Origin of the sequence: Empedobacter sedimenti (assembly GCF_030005555.1) — a bacterium.
Taxonomy (GTDB): domain Bacteria; phylum Bacteroidota; class Bacteroidia; order Flavobacteriales; family Weeksellaceae; genus Empedobacter; species Empedobacter sedimenti.
This window is the reverse complement of sequence record NZ_JASCQG010000006.1, coordinates 128,596-142,175: the sequence shown is the minus strand read 5'-3', so window position 1 is coordinate 142,175 and position 13,580 is coordinate 128,596. Positions and strand designations below refer to the sequence as shown.

The following is a 13,580-nucleotide window of genomic DNA, read 5'->3' as shown; positions in this document are numbered from 1 at the left end:
TTAACTTGTTATTGTACACGAATTCGGATACTTGGGTTAACAAGTACTTTTTTCAGAATTCCTTTCAGTAAAATGTTGTCATTTACACTACATGTAATTGTATTTCCATTTGAATAATCAACTTTGACCTCATAAGTTCCATATCCAAATTTTCGGATATCAATTTCTTTTTCTGTACTAATCACTTTGGTTGAACTACTATTTAATCCGTCAATTTTATACCATTTGTACGAAGTATAATTGTTTCCATAAAATTTACTTGCTGATACTATATAAGTAGACGGATCTGAATTATCAATTTTATGATCAATCCAATCGGCACCTAACCCTTCAAAAGCACCTGGATTATAAGGATCATATGTTATGTTGTTATTATTTTGGTTAGCAATAGTACTTTGCTCACCAAAATGTAACGATTGACCAGAAGCATTAATATCTTTAAGATTACCAAAGTTAAAGTTAATTACCGTTCCTGTTACATTTACATTAGCACGAGTGCCAGCAGAACTACTCTGAACAAATGTCACCTCACAAGGCGTACCTCCTAAAGTCCAGTTTTCGATGGTTTGAGTTGTGGCATTTTGTAAGGTGTAAGTTTTGCCAGCTGATAATATTAAATCCTTAAATGTATTATTACCATTTATTAAACCACCAAATTTAAACTCAACTTTGTTGTATTTGGAGCCTCCTCTTATAATGCCATCAGCTTTGTAAAAGGTGAGATTGTAAAAAGTTTGTGTTGATGATGTATAAATACCATTATTAGAAGACCCATTTATGAATTGTATGTGAGAGGTTCCTGCATTTATCGTTGTTTGTGGATTATCAGTTCTAAATAATCCCGAAGGATTGGATAAAATAATGTCGGAACTGCCAAGATTTAATGTACGCTGTTTACTTCCATTTATGGCATAGAAAAAACCTCCAATCGTAACTTTATGATTGTTAGTATTCCATATACCGGCTTGTTGCTCAAGTTGTCGGTCGGTTTGGAAATCGTCTAATAAACTTATTGAATTTTCTTCTTCAAAATATAACATCGAACCACCTGTGATTACACCATTACTTTTAATGGTTTTTGCTTCATTTGTATGTCTATAATAGATGTTGGTAATTGCAATAGTTCCCATTCCGGATTGCCATTCACTTGAGCCATAAATATTAAGCGTTTGGTTTCCACTTTGTGTTAAGATAGGTGAAATACTACTCCCCGAAAATGTAATATTATGAGTGTATGATATATTATCAACTGATATAGTTTTGCTACTTGATGTAAAGCCAGATCCTTCATCAAAAAAAGTATTGTCTGCTGGTCCTGGTACGCAGTAACCACCAGTATCACCTGATTTTTTTGACCAATGTGCCCTATCATTCCAGTTGCCGCTACCACCTACCCAATATAGATTTTGTCCCATATATTCAGGAAATGTCCAACCTGAGTTGTTCCCATTATCAACCGAATTATTTGCAGTGAAAATTGTTCCACCAGATGCTTTAATATCCTTCATGATAACACCTGAAACATCTATTGTTACGCCTGTTGTAGCAATAATATTCGCTTGCGTTCCTAGAGTATTTGATACTATGGTTGACCAACCGCCACATTGCGGCGTACTTGCTAAAAACTGTGTTGAGATTGTTTGTGTCTTACCTGCCTCAAAAGTATAGGTTTTGGTAGGTGTAAAAAGTAAATTCTTGAAGTTATTATTTGCGTTTATAATTCCATTTCCTTTAAAATCTACTTGATTGTAATTGGCTCCACCATGAACAGATCCTAAAGGACCTCCAAAAGTGACATTGTAAAATGTTTGGGTAGGATTGGTGTTTAGACCATTACTTGCACTATTAGACGTAGTAAAGAAAATATGGGAAGTTCCTGCATTTACAGTAGTTTGCGGATTATTTGTTCTGAATGCTGCAACAGAATTTGGTAATATAATTGTAGAGCTCCCTAGATTTATTGTTCTTGGTTTAGATCCAGTTATTGCATAAAAGAAGCCTCCAATTGTTACTTTATAATTGTTAGTATTCCATGTGCCGGCTTGATGCTCAAGTTGTCGGTCGGTTTGGAAATCATCGAGTAAGCTGATAGAACTTTCTTCTTCAAAATACAACATCATACCTCCAGTGATTACACCATTGCTTTTAATGGTTTTTGCTTCATTTGTATGGCGGTAATAGATATTGGTAACAGCAATAATTCCCATTCCTGTTTGCCATTCACTTGAGCCATAAATATTAAACGTTTGATTTCCACTTTGTGTTAAGGTTGGCGCATAGGTACTACCCGAAAACGTGATGTTTTTAGTATATGAAATATTGTCTATTGATACCGTTTTATTACTTGAAGTGAAGCCTGAACCTGCGTCAAAAAAAGTGTTATCCGTCGGACCTGGGACACAATAACCACCTAGTCCACCAGGTGATTGAGACCAATGCGCTTTATCATTCCAGTTTCCGGAGCCGCCTACCCAATATAAGTCTTGACCTGTATAAGGGGGAAATGTCCATCCTGTATTATTTCCATTATTAACAGAATTTATAGCTGAAAAATCTGCTCCACCAGAGCCTGAAATATCTTTCATTATAACCCCAGAAACATTAATATTAACACCTGTTGTAGCAATAAGGTTTGCTTTAGAATTTGGAATACTTGAAATTATAGTAGACCAACCACCACATTGCGGTGTATTCGCCGAAAATAAAGAAAAAATTCTTTGCGTTTTACCAGATTCAAAAGTGTAGGTTTTTGTGGCTGAGAATAACAAATTTTTAAAAATATTGTCACCATTAATTCCTCCATTTCCTTTAAAGTCAACTTGATTATATGTTGCTCCACCATTCAAAAATCCAGTTGCACCTTCAAAAATGACATTGTAAAATGTTTGATTTGGATTTGTATGCATGCCATTATTTGTTCCAGTTGCATTCGTAAAATAAATATGAGATGTTCCAGAGTTAACTGTTGTTTGAGGATTGTTAGTTCTAAAGGAAGCGACTGAATTTGGTAAAATAATCTTTGAGTTTCCTAGGTTTATTGTTCTTGCTTTAGTTCCATTTGTAGCATATAAAAACGCCCCAATAGTTACTGTATGGTTGTTGGTATTCCATGTGCCAGCCAAATGATCAAGTTGACGTTCGACTTGAAAATCGTCTAATAAACTGATGGTGTTTTCTTCTTCAAAATACAGCGTCAAACCTCCTATCATTACACCATTACTTTTTATGGTTTTCGCTTCGCCTGTATGACGATAATAAATATTAGTAACAGCAATAGTTGCCATTCCAGATTGCCATTCACTAGATCCATAAATATTCAACGTTTGATTGCCATTTTGTGTTAACGTTGGTGCTGTGGAACTCCCTGCAAAGGTGATATTATGGCAATTCGCTGTATTATCAATTGTAATTGTTTTACTTGTAGCGGTAAAACCAGATTTTGCATCAAAAAATACATTATCTGTTGGTCCAGGGATTACTGAAGGTAGAGATGTGCCGCCAGGGGCAGTACGCCAATGGTTGATATCTGTCCAATTACCAGAACCACCCACCCAGTAATAATTAGCTGCTGATAAATTAAAACTTAAAAGCAGTACAAAAAAAGTAAAAAGTTTTTTCATGAAATTATTTTACTTTAAATACAATGTTCATAAATGTATTCTCCGTCACCATTGGATTAGATAAAATAGAATATTTTAAAACACCATTATCATCCAATGTAATTTTAGAAGGATCAAAAACTTGATTATCAAAATATGTTACAAAGTATTCTAAATCTGTTTTATTTAAGACTGGAATAGTAGTTGCTGAAGGGCTCTTTAATGCACTTTTATTAGCACCACTTACATTTCCAGATAAATCAAATTGACTTTTATAAATTTCGAACAACTTTACATTAAACATAGAAGTTGCACTATCATACCAAATCGTAGAAGAGGAATCTGTTGAAACACCAGCTATATCTGTTGGTAAAGCAATAGAAGGTGCATAAAAATAAGAAACCACTTTTTTATAGCCTAAATTTAACGGCTCCCACTTTTTCGCTGCATCGCCAGTCCAATACCATAATCCTAATGCGTCAACATCAGGCATTGAGTTCGTCGAAATAGCATTTGCATAAACAAGTGTTCCTGCTTTTAAATTTGTCGTAGACATAGCTTCTATTTGATTTCCACTCATCATTGGAAAAGCCACACCTGCTTTATCTCCACTTTTATAATTTGCATCGATAGACACATCAAGTGTTGCATTTGGATTAGATGTTCCAATTCCTACCTGCGCATATAAAATTGTAGTAAACACCACATTTACAAGAGCTAAAAACTTAATTTTCATATAAATTATTTGGAAATTTTGCGCAAAGGTATTATTTATTTCGCAATTAACTATTGTTGAAATACAATTCACATTCAAACTTAAAATAATTTATAAATTACTCATTATTAAACTTTAAATTTACTATTAGGAGAAAAAATACAATTAATGCGAAGTACAAATTTAACTGAACTTAAATTCCACCAAATTGTAGAAAATAAGTTTCAAATTTACAACAGTCTCTTTATGAGTCTGCCCTACGAAAAAATGCAAAACATCGGATCTTTAATTCCGTTTTTGTACGATGAAAGCCAAAAAGGTTTACCAGAAGGAAAATCGCCAAATGAAATCATCAACAATTTTTTTGAGAAATACACCGATTTAAAAACCGAACAAGAACAAATCGATTTGATGTTTCGAATGATTCAATACATCGAGCGCCAAGTGGTTTTGTTTGATAGTATTGAAGATGCAGCATTTCCATCGTTGCATTCCGAAAACGAAAAAGGAAGTTTGGAAAGCATTTACCATATTGCGCAAGCGCAAGGTAAAATGGAGCAAGTAAAAACCAGAATCGAAGATTTTGTAACAAGAGTTGTATTTACAGCGCATCCAACGCAATTTTATCCGACAAACGTTCAACAAATTATTCAAGACTTACGTGATGCAATTCAACAAGATTCGGTAAGTAAAATTGATTTATTGTTGCAACAATTAGGAAAAACACCTTTCATCAACGAAGAAAAACCGACACCTTACGATGAAGCAGTTTCGATTATTTATTATTTACGAAATGTGTATTATCAGACGATTGGACGATTGTACAACGAAATCAATCAATTGTTTTTTACAGAAAGTCAGCCGCTCAAATCTCCTGTCATTCAATTAGGTTTTTGGCCTGGAGGTGATCGCGATGGAAATCCTTTCGTTACAGCAGAAATTACGTGGAAAGTAGCAAGTTTGTTACGAACAAGTATTCTGAAAAATTATTACAATCATCTAAAAATTGTTCAAAGACGATTAACGTTCAAACATGTTACAGAGCCTTTAAAAGCGTTGAGTAATTTAATTTACGAAAATATGTTCAATGAAAATGGAACGATTACAATTGATGAAATCAAGACGCGTTTACAAACGATTCGTACAATTTTGATTGAACAACACAATGGTGTTTTCTTAGATATTCTGGACGATTTTATCACACGTGTTGATATTTTCGGATTACATTTTGCTTCTTTGGATATTCGTCAAGATTCGCGTGTTCATCAAAAAGTAATTAACCAAATTGTTGAAAAATATACTGGAATTAATCTGAAAGACTTAAGCGAACCAGAACAAATCGAATTGTTAACAAATCCGTCTTTTACAGCTAAACCAGAAGATTTTGAAGATGATATTGTGATTGATACGATCAAAAATGTTTATCAATTAAAAACGATTCAACAACGAAATGGTGAATTAGGTGTTAACCGATACATTATTTCAAATTCTGAAACCATTTTCGATGTTTTAAATGTTTATGCTTTATTCAAATTTTGCGGCTATAAAGACGATGAAATTAAGTTTGATATTATGCCACTTTTCGAGACGATTAGAGGTTTAGATGGTGCTGAAAATACGATGAATAAATTGTATAATTTACCTATTTATGCGCAACATTTAGAACGTAGAAAACAACGTCAATCGATTATGTTAGGTTTTTCGGATGGGACAAAAGATGGCGGTTACATCAAAGCGAATTGGGAAATTTATCGTACCAAAGAAATCCTTTCGAATGTTTCGGATAAAAATCAAATCGAAGTTATTTTCTTTGATGGTCGCGGTGGACCTCCTGCGCGTGGTGGTGGAAAAACGCACGAATTTTACGCTTCTCAAGGGAAAACAATTGCGAATCACGAAATTCAAATTACGATTCAAGGACAAACAATTACGTCGAATTATGGAACAATGCCGCAGGCAAAATATAATTTTGAACAATTGTATACGGCTGGTATTATTTCGGATGTTTTTTCGACAAGCACAAGTCAGATTTCGCCTGATGAACGCACATTGATTGATAAATTAGCTACAATTAGTTATCAGAAATACGAAGATTTGAAAGCGCATCCTTCATTTTTACCTTATTTAGAAAATATGAGTACGCTTAACTATTATGGGAAAACAAATATCGGAAGTCGACCAAGTAAGCGAGGTGGCGACAAAAAATTAGAGTTTGATGATTTGCGTGCCATTCCATTTGTGGGTTCTTGGAGTCAATTAAAACAAAATGTTCCAGGATATTTTGGTGTTGGAACGGCTATAAATGAATTGAAAAAACAAGGTCATTTAGAGGATGTAAAAGATTTATTCAAAAATTCGAGCTTCTTCAAAACGTTGATTCAAAATAGTATGATGTCGATGGAAAAAACTTATTTTCCGTTAACTTCTTATATGAAAGATGATCCTGAATATGGTGAATTTTGGAATATTTTGCACGATGAATTTGAATTATCAAAAGCATTATGTTTAGAAATTTCGGGCTACACAGAATTGATGCAAGATGAACCATTGAACAAATCTTCGGTACAAATGCGCGAAAAAATTGTGTTGCCATTATTAACGATTCAACAATTTGCGTTGAACAAAATTCATCACGAAAGTGAGTTCAAATCAATCTATGAGCAAATTGTGATGCGTTCGTTATTCGGAAATATTAATGCGAGTCGAAATTCGGCTTAATTTTCAGAATATCTTAATACCTTCGCAACGATGGAAAAGATTATTTTAGGGATTGATCCTGGAACAATGGTGATGGGTTTTGGTTTGATTGAAGTCAAAAACAACAAAATAAAGTTGATTACTTTAGACGAATTGTTGTTGCATAAACTTCCAAATCAGCAAACGAAATTGAAAAAGATTTTCGAAAAAACTTTAGCCATTATCGACCAATATCATCCTGATGAATTAGCCATTGAAGCGCAGTTTTTTGGTGTTAATGTACAATCTATGCTAAAACTTGGTCGTGCGCAAGGCGTTTGTATTGCGGCTTGTCTACATCGCGATATGCCTGTAGTAGAATATGCGCCAAAAAAAGTAAAGATGGCAATTACAGGAAATGGAAATGCATCAAAAGAACAAGTTGCAGGAATGTTGCAACATTTACTTGGCTTGAAAGAAATTCCGAAGCGTTTGGACGCTACAGACGGTCTTGCAGTTGCTGTTTGTCATTATTTAAACTCAAAAAATATCTCAGGTGAATCAAAATCATATTCAGGTTGGGATGCTTTTGTAAAAAATAATCCGAATCGAACAAAATAGATATATTTGTAATAGAATTGACCTTGTTAATTCGATTTTAAATCTAAAATACCAAATGAAAAAATATTTTATCGTTGCCTCTGTTTGTGCAACTATTTGTGGATCGTTGTTTGTTTCTTGTAAAGACAATAACGCAAAAAATAATACAGCAATTACTGAAATTGTTTCTAAAATTGAGCAAAATAAGTACAAAATTGGAGACAAAATAAGTATTCCTACAACAAACTTAGAAGGAATTACGAAGGTTGTTGTTTCTGTAGACGAACAAGTAGTTCCGGCTGATTTTACAATTGATGGAAAGAAAATTGGTTTAGGAAATCATATCGTTAATGTAAAATTCTTTAAAGGAGAAGAAGAAACTAACTCACGCGATTTTACTTTTGTCGTTTATGCAAATGAGCCTGCTGCACAATGGAACTATGAAATTGTAGGAACGTTTCCACATAATCCGGATTATTTTACGCAAGGTTTTTACTTCAAAAATGGAGATATTTATGAAGGAACTGGACTTCGCGAAGGAAAAACTCGCTTAATCAAATATAAATTAGGTGCTACAGAACCTACAAAATTATATCAAATAAAAGACGATGTTTTTGGAGAAGGAATTACAGAATTAGCTGGTTCTATTTATCAATTAACATGGCAAGATCGTGCAATTTATAAATATGATTTAGAATTTAACCAAACGGCTAAATTGGATATGCCAAATCAGATTATCGAAGGTTGGGGAATTACAACAATCGGTAACGAATTAGCTATAACAGAAGGTTCACAACGTATTCATTTCTTCGACGATAAATTTAATTACCTTAGAACTGTTCAAGCTTTTGATAGCACGCAACCATATAGTTATTTGAATGAAATTGAGTATCACGATGGTTTAATTTATGCAAATGTTTACCTAAAATCTGGACATGCAGATAACAGTAATATTGTGGTAATTGATCCGCAAACTGGCGCTGTAAAAGCTGAGTTTAATTTCGCTGAATTGAAAGGAAAACAAGGAAATCCACAAGCACAAGAATTGAACGGAATCGCTTTCAAAGACAACGGAAATATGTTATTAACAGGTAAAAACTGGGACAAAATCTTTGAAATTAAGATTAAGAAGTAGAATATGGCTATTTGGCAATATAACGTCTTCTTAGTTCCGTTGATTAATTTCGATAAAAAGTATCTAGAATTCATCAAACAAGAGGATTCTGATTACTTAAAAAGTACCGAATGTTTTTGGGAAAAAACCTTTATCAATAAAAATGAAATTGAATTAAAGATTGATAAATTCATTACAGATTATAAAAGTATAAGTGAGAATTTCCTTTATTGGAAAGGAGATCATTCAAACTATTATGATAATGATTGCTCTATAGTTTTTGATGAAAATGATAATATTAATTTTTTCAATTTCAGATTTGATTTAAGAAACGAAATTAATGTTATACGATCAATTGATGTATTGATCGAAATTGCGAAAGAGTATCATCTAAAATTTATGAATGTTAAGTATGATTTTTTTGAAGCTGAAAAAGAATTACTTATAGAAAACATTCATCAATCTAATGGATTTAAATTTCTTGAAGATCCTGAAAAATTTTTAGAAAATCTATAAAAGCAAAAAGCTCGACCTGCAAAATCGAGCTTTTCTTTTTCAAAAATCATCTAAAAAATTATAAGTAAAAATTTTTAGCTATAAAGATCTATAACCAAAATTGATCTTTCCAATCTGTGTTAGTTAAAAGTGAATTAAATTGTTCTTTAATCGCTTTTAACTTTTTTTGTGTTGCATTTTTCTCAAATTCTGGGAACATTTGTTTCTCTTCAAATCTGATATGTAAATCCAATTCTTCTTCGATATAAATCAAACTTTTCATCGGATTTTTTGCGTCTATTTTGAACAAACGCTTTATTCTTCTGTGCTCTTTCAACGCTCTTTTTACCAAATAATGATCTTCGTCTAAAAGTGAAAAAAGGCTTTTTTCTTCTATCTCAAATTTTTTAAACAAGATCTCTTCACCATACCAATTTACATAATCAATAATACGTTGTATATCTACTCCATTATCAATTCCGGCACGAATATTCCAACAAAAAAACAATGTTTTGTGATGTCTAGAACAAGCTTCATTTAAGTTTAAACTAACGTTGTATGCAACATTTGTTAAATTATTCTGTGGAATTTCTATTGTCAGTTTCATAGAGACATATTTTTAAATCGGATATTCGGATATTTTTATCTTATTTTGTAAGAATTTTTTTTAATGCTTTAAGAAAGCTAAGCCTTTTTCTATATCATCAATTAAATTAAACATTGACGTATCTTCAAGCATTTTACGTAAATCATTTCTGATTGCAAAAACGCGGCTATGTAAAGCGCATGGTTTATTGGCATCACACTCAACCAAACCAAGAATACAACTATGATACAAACCATCTCCGTCAATAGCTTTGATGATATGAACTAATTTAATTTCTTGTAAATGCTCAGGATTCATTTCAAATCCTCCCATTTTACCTTTAACAGAAGTAATTACATTAGCTTTTACTAATTGTTGCAAAATTTTGGCTGTATAGGCTTCGGGTGAATTAATAGAATTAGAAATTTGTTTCAGATTAACACGTTTTCCTGCAACAGACTCTTGTGCAATAAATACACAAGCTTTAATACCATATTCACACGCTTTTGAAAACATCTAATTTCTTTACTCTTTAATTATAAGGCAAATATAAGACAATATTTAATTCGGACAAATTTATCTATATTAAATTTATTAAAAATAAAAAAAAACCACTCAAAAATTTTGAGTGGTTTAACTTATTTGAAAAGAAATAATTCTTATTCTTCGTCTTCGTCTTGATCAGCATCCTTAACTGCATTACGAGAAGTACGGATTGCTACTACTACTGCGTTATCTGGATGAGCGAATGTATAGTTATCATTTTTCAATGATTCAACATACATTTTGTGACCAATTCTCATTGGTGTGATATCGATTTCGATTTCGTCTGGTAAGTTTGCTGGAATAGCACGAACTTTTAATTTACGCATGTTAAATCGTAAAACCCCTCCTGAAACCAAACCACGAGCGCGTCCTACTAAACGTACAGGAACTTCCATAGTAACAACTTTGTCTGCACTTAATTGATAAAAATCAATATGTAAGATTCTATCTGTTACTGGGTGAAATTGAATATCTTGTAAAATAGCTTCAATTTTAGTACCATCTGCTAACTCAATAGATGCTGTGTGAGCTTCTGGAGTATAAACTAATGATTTGAATGCTTTTTCTTCAGCAGAAAAGTGGATAGGCTCTCCTGAACCATAAACCACGCAAGGTACTTGTTCAGCATTACGAAGGTTACGTGTTGCCACTTTACCTAAGTCTTCTCTTTTTACACCTTGAATTGTAATTGACTTCATAATATATATTTAATAAAAATTGTTCTTTTTTTTTGCTAATCTATTAAATTACAAATCGTTGACTAATTGATTTGTTGCTATGTACTAAATGCATAACATCTGCGAAAAGCGGAGCGCAAGATAATACTTTTATTTTAGATACGGAAGTATTTTTTAATGGAATACTATCAGTTACAGCAATTTCGTCTAACATAGAGTTTTCTAAACGCTCATATGCAGGTCCAGAAAGTACACCATGAGTTGCAATTGCACGTACAGATAATGCTCCTTTCGACATAATTAATTCTGCAGCTTTAGCCAAAGTACCAGCAGTGTCAATCATATCATCAACTAAAATTACATTTTTACCTGTAACGTCTCCAATTAACATCATACTATCTACTTGATTTGCAACTTTACGTTCTTTGTGACAAATTACAATATCAGCATTTAAGTATTTAGCGTAAGTATTTGCACGTTTTGCTCCACCCATATCAGGAGATGCAATACAAATATTATCTAAACCTAATCCTTTTATATATTCAACAAAAATTGTTGAAGCAAATAAATGATCCACAGGAACTTCAAAAAATCCTTGAATCTGATCAGCATGTAAATCCATTGTCATAACACGAGTTGCTCCTGCTGTCATTAACATTTTAGCTACTAATTTAGCTCCGATTGGCACACGAGGTGCGTCTTTACGATCTTGACGAGCAAAACCAAAATAAGGAATTACAGCAGTAATACTTTTTGCAGATGCTCTTTTCGCAGCATCACACATTAAAAGTAATTCCATTAAATTATCATTTGGTTGCATTGTAGAACCAATTAAGAAAACGCGTGCTCCACGAATTGGTTGTTCGAAAGCAGGTACGAATTCGCCATCACTAAACTCGACGATTTTAGATTTACCAAGTTCTTGACCATATTGTTCAGCAATTTTTGTTGCTAAATCAACCGATCCTCTAGTTGAAAAAAGAAATGCAGATTGTTCCATTGTTTTGTTTGGGAAATATTTGTGCAAAAATAATTTAAATGTATTGAATAAAGTATAAAAAAAATATAAAATAATTTTCGGCACAATAATTGAAAAGAGTTCTGCACAAATTTGATATTGATGTTTTTAATAAAACATGACTTTTATTACATTTAAACGTTTTTTAACAGTTTAATATCAAAGTATTAGTTAATTATAATTTAATTTTGCAAAAAATATATCCTTATGAAAAAGATTTCATACTTATTAAGTGTTATTGGTTTAGGAATTTTCGCTCAAGCGCAAGATTCAATTCAAGCAACTAGCATTGAAAGTGTTGGTACTGAAACAAGCAGTAATTCATTTAACAAATGGTCTATTGAAGCGAATGGAGGTGCTGTAAAAGCTAGAAAAGCTTTTGCTCCTGGTTATTATTCAGAAACACCAAGTTTCTTCCACGCTGATTTTGGAGTACGTTACATGTTTAACAACAAATTTGGTTTAAAATTAGACGGTGCTTACGATAGAATCAAAGAAGGTGAAGGAGTAGCTCGTTTTCGTTCAAACTACTACCGTGTAGATTTACAAGGTGTTGTTAATGTTGGACGTGTTTTAAACTTTGAAACTTGGACTAACAGAATTGGATTATTAGCTCATGGTGGTGCTGGTATTTCTATCATGAATAATGACAAAACTGACGGTGTTAGCGGTAAAATCATTGATGACAATGATAACATGGCAAACGTAATGGTTGGTTTAACTCCACAATTAAGATTAACTGATCGTGTTGTTTTAACAGGAGATGTATCTTACGTTAGAAATATTCGTCAAAATGTAACTTTTGATGGAACATCTAATACTTCAGGTTCAGGATTTGGAGGTGAAATTTGGAATGCTACTTTAGGTTTAACATTTTACTTAGGTAAAAATGAAAAACATGCTGACTGGGTTTACGAACCAACTCGTTCTGACTTAGAAGATCGTATCTCTAATATCGAACAAATGTTAAAAGATACTGATGCTGATGGTGTTGCTGATTACTTAGATCAAGAGCCAGATTCAGCTCCAGGAGCAGTTGTTGATACTAAAGGTGTTACAATTGACCACAACGGAAACGGAATTCCTGATAACATCGAAGAGTACATCAAACAAAATGCAGGAGGAAATACAACAATCGTTAACGATGCTGATTTCTTAGAGCAAATGATCAACTCTGGTATTATCAATGTATACTTTGATTACAATTCTGACAAACCATACCAACAATCAGTAGGTGGTATCAAATTTGTATCTGAGTACTTAAAAGCTAAACCAAATGCTCAAATCGATATCTTAGGATTTGCTGATCCAGTTGGAGGTGATGCTTTCAACAAAGATTTATCTCGTAGAAGAGCAGAAAATGTAAAAGCTATCTTAGTTAGCCAAGGAGCAAACGCTTCTCAATTAACTACAGTTGCTGAAGGTGAAGATAAAGAATTCAAAAATTCTCAAGTTTCTTCTCATCAATTAGCAAGAAGAGTTGTTTTCCGTGTAAAATAACCTTTAAATATTGAAAATTTAAACAGGAATGTTATCTTTTATGATAAACATTCC

Annotated in this window: 11 protein-coding genes; 5 read left to right on the top strand and 6 right to left on the bottom strand. The window is 32.7% G+C overall.

The features are described from left to right. Positions 1–8 precede the first annotated feature (8 nt). Both QHG34_RS07780 and QHG34_RS07775 read right to left on the bottom strand, forming a co-directional pair. Positions 9–3,620, bottom strand: coding sequence for a hypothetical protein (locus QHG34_RS07780; RefSeq protein WP_282629645.1), 3,612 nt, complete (start codon positions 3,618–3,620; stop codon positions 9–11). 4 nt (positions 3,621–3,624) lie between these two features. Continuing rightward, positions 3,625–4,335 (bottom strand): hypothetical protein, encoded by a 711-nt coding sequence (locus tag QHG34_RS07775; RefSeq protein ID WP_282629644.1) that lies wholly within the window; start codon positions 4,333–4,335, stop codon positions 3,625–3,627. A 225-nt stretch (positions 4,336–4,560) separates the two neighbouring features. Between QHG34_RS07775 and QHG34_RS07770 the strand changes: the two genes are divergently transcribed. From QHG34_RS07770 to QHG34_RS07755, 4 genes are read left to right on the top strand one after another with little or no spacing between them, the layout of a single operon-like run. Next, positions 4,561–7,032: a phosphoenolpyruvate carboxylase gene (locus QHG34_RS07770; RefSeq protein ID WP_282629643.1), complete on the top strand. Its 2,472-nt coding sequence runs from the start codon at positions 4,561–4,563 to the stop codon at positions 7,030–7,032. A 30-nt stretch (positions 7,033–7,062) separates the two neighbouring features. Then, positions 7,063–7,611 carry a crossover junction endodeoxyribonuclease RuvC gene (gene ruvC / locus QHG34_RS07765; RefSeq protein ID WP_282629642.1) on the top strand — a complete coding sequence of 183 codons (549 nt, stop codon included), beginning with the start codon at positions 7,063–7,065 and terminating at the stop codon, positions 7,609–7,611. A 55-nt stretch (positions 7,612–7,666) separates the two neighbouring features. Then, a complete protein-coding gene (locus tag QHG34_RS07760; protein WP_282629641.1) occupies positions 7,667–8,725 on the top strand; it encodes a glutaminyl-peptide cyclotransferase in 1,059 nt (352 codons plus the stop codon). A gap of 3 nt (positions 8,726–8,728) precedes the next feature. Then, the gene (locus QHG34_RS07755) at positions 8,729–9,220 is read left to right on the top strand and encodes a hypothetical protein (RefSeq protein WP_282629640.1); all 492 of its coding nucleotides are present in this window, start codon (positions 8,729–8,731) and stop codon (positions 9,218–9,220) included. Between the two features lie 88 nt (positions 9,221–9,308). Here the strand turns inward: QHG34_RS07755 and QHG34_RS07750 are convergent, their stop codons facing one another. The 4 genes from QHG34_RS07750 to QHG34_RS07735 form a co-directional block, all read right to left on the bottom strand. Continuing rightward, the gene (locus tag QHG34_RS07750; protein WP_282629639.1) at positions 9,309–9,806 is read right to left on the bottom strand and encodes a hemerythrin domain-containing protein; all 498 of its coding nucleotides are present in this window, start codon (positions 9,804–9,806) and stop codon (positions 9,309–9,311) included. A 60-nt stretch (positions 9,807–9,866) separates the two neighbouring features. After that, positions 9,867–10,301, bottom strand: coding sequence for an RrF2 family transcriptional regulator (locus QHG34_RS07745; protein ID WP_282629638.1), 435 nt, complete (start codon positions 10,299–10,301; stop codon positions 9,867–9,869). Positions 10,302–10,444: 143 nt separating this feature from the next. Continuing rightward, complete coding sequence (locus tag QHG34_RS07740) at positions 10,445–11,029, bottom strand: 50S ribosomal protein L25/general stress protein Ctc (protein ID WP_282629637.1); 585 nt, start codon at positions 11,027–11,029, stop codon at positions 10,445–10,447. A gap of 43 nt (positions 11,030–11,072) precedes the next feature. Then, positions 11,073–12,008, bottom strand: a complete 936-nt coding sequence (locus QHG34_RS07735) for a ribose-phosphate pyrophosphokinase (RefSeq protein WP_282629636.1) — start codon at positions 12,006–12,008, stop codon at positions 11,073–11,075. Positions 12,009–12,233: 225 nt separating this feature from the next. On the opposite strand from QHG34_RS07735, the gene QHG34_RS07730 reads away from it, so the two are divergent. Further along, complete coding sequence (locus QHG34_RS07730; protein ID WP_282629635.1) at positions 12,234–13,526, top strand: OmpA family protein; 1,293 nt, start codon at positions 12,234–12,236, stop codon at positions 13,524–13,526. The last annotated feature ends 54 nt before the right edge of the window (positions 13,527–13,580 follow it).

Coding starts and splice junctions, on each gene's coding strand:
- QHG34_RS07780 (WP_282629645.1), bottom strand. CDS start 3,620: ATGAAAAAACTTTTTACTTTTTTTGTACTGCTTTTAAGTTTTAATTTA.
- QHG34_RS07775 (WP_282629644.1), bottom strand. CDS start 4,335: ATGAAAATTAAGTTTTTAGCTCTTGTAAATGTGGTGTTTACTACAATT.
- QHG34_RS07770 (WP_282629643.1), top strand. CDS start 4,561: ATGAGTCTGCCCTACGAAAAAATGCAAAACATCGGATCTTTAATTCCG.
- ruvC (WP_282629642.1), top strand. CDS start 7,063: ATGGAAAAGATTATTTTAGGGATTGATCCTGGAACAATGGTGATGGGT.
- QHG34_RS07760 (WP_282629641.1), top strand. CDS start 7,667: ATGAAAAAATATTTTATCGTTGCCTCTGTTTGTGCAACTATTTGTGGA.
- QHG34_RS07755 (WP_282629640.1), top strand. CDS start 8,729: ATGGCTATTTGGCAATATAACGTCTTCTTAGTTCCGTTGATTAATTTC.
- QHG34_RS07750 (WP_282629639.1), bottom strand. CDS start 9,806: ATGAAACTGACAATAGAAATTCCACAGAATAATTTAACAAATGTTGCA.
- QHG34_RS07745 (WP_282629638.1), bottom strand. CDS start 10,301: ATGTTTTCAAAAGCGTGTGAATATGGTATTAAAGCTTGTGTATTTATT.
- QHG34_RS07740 (WP_282629637.1), bottom strand. CDS start 11,029: ATGAAGTCAATTACAATTCAAGGTGTAAAAAGAGAAGACTTAGGTAAA.
- QHG34_RS07735 (WP_282629636.1), bottom strand. CDS start 12,008: ATGGAACAATCTGCATTTCTTTTTTCAACTAGAGGATCGGTTGATTTA.
- QHG34_RS07730 (WP_282629635.1), top strand. CDS start 12,234: ATGAAAAAGATTTCATACTTATTAAGTGTTATTGGTTTAGGAATTTTC.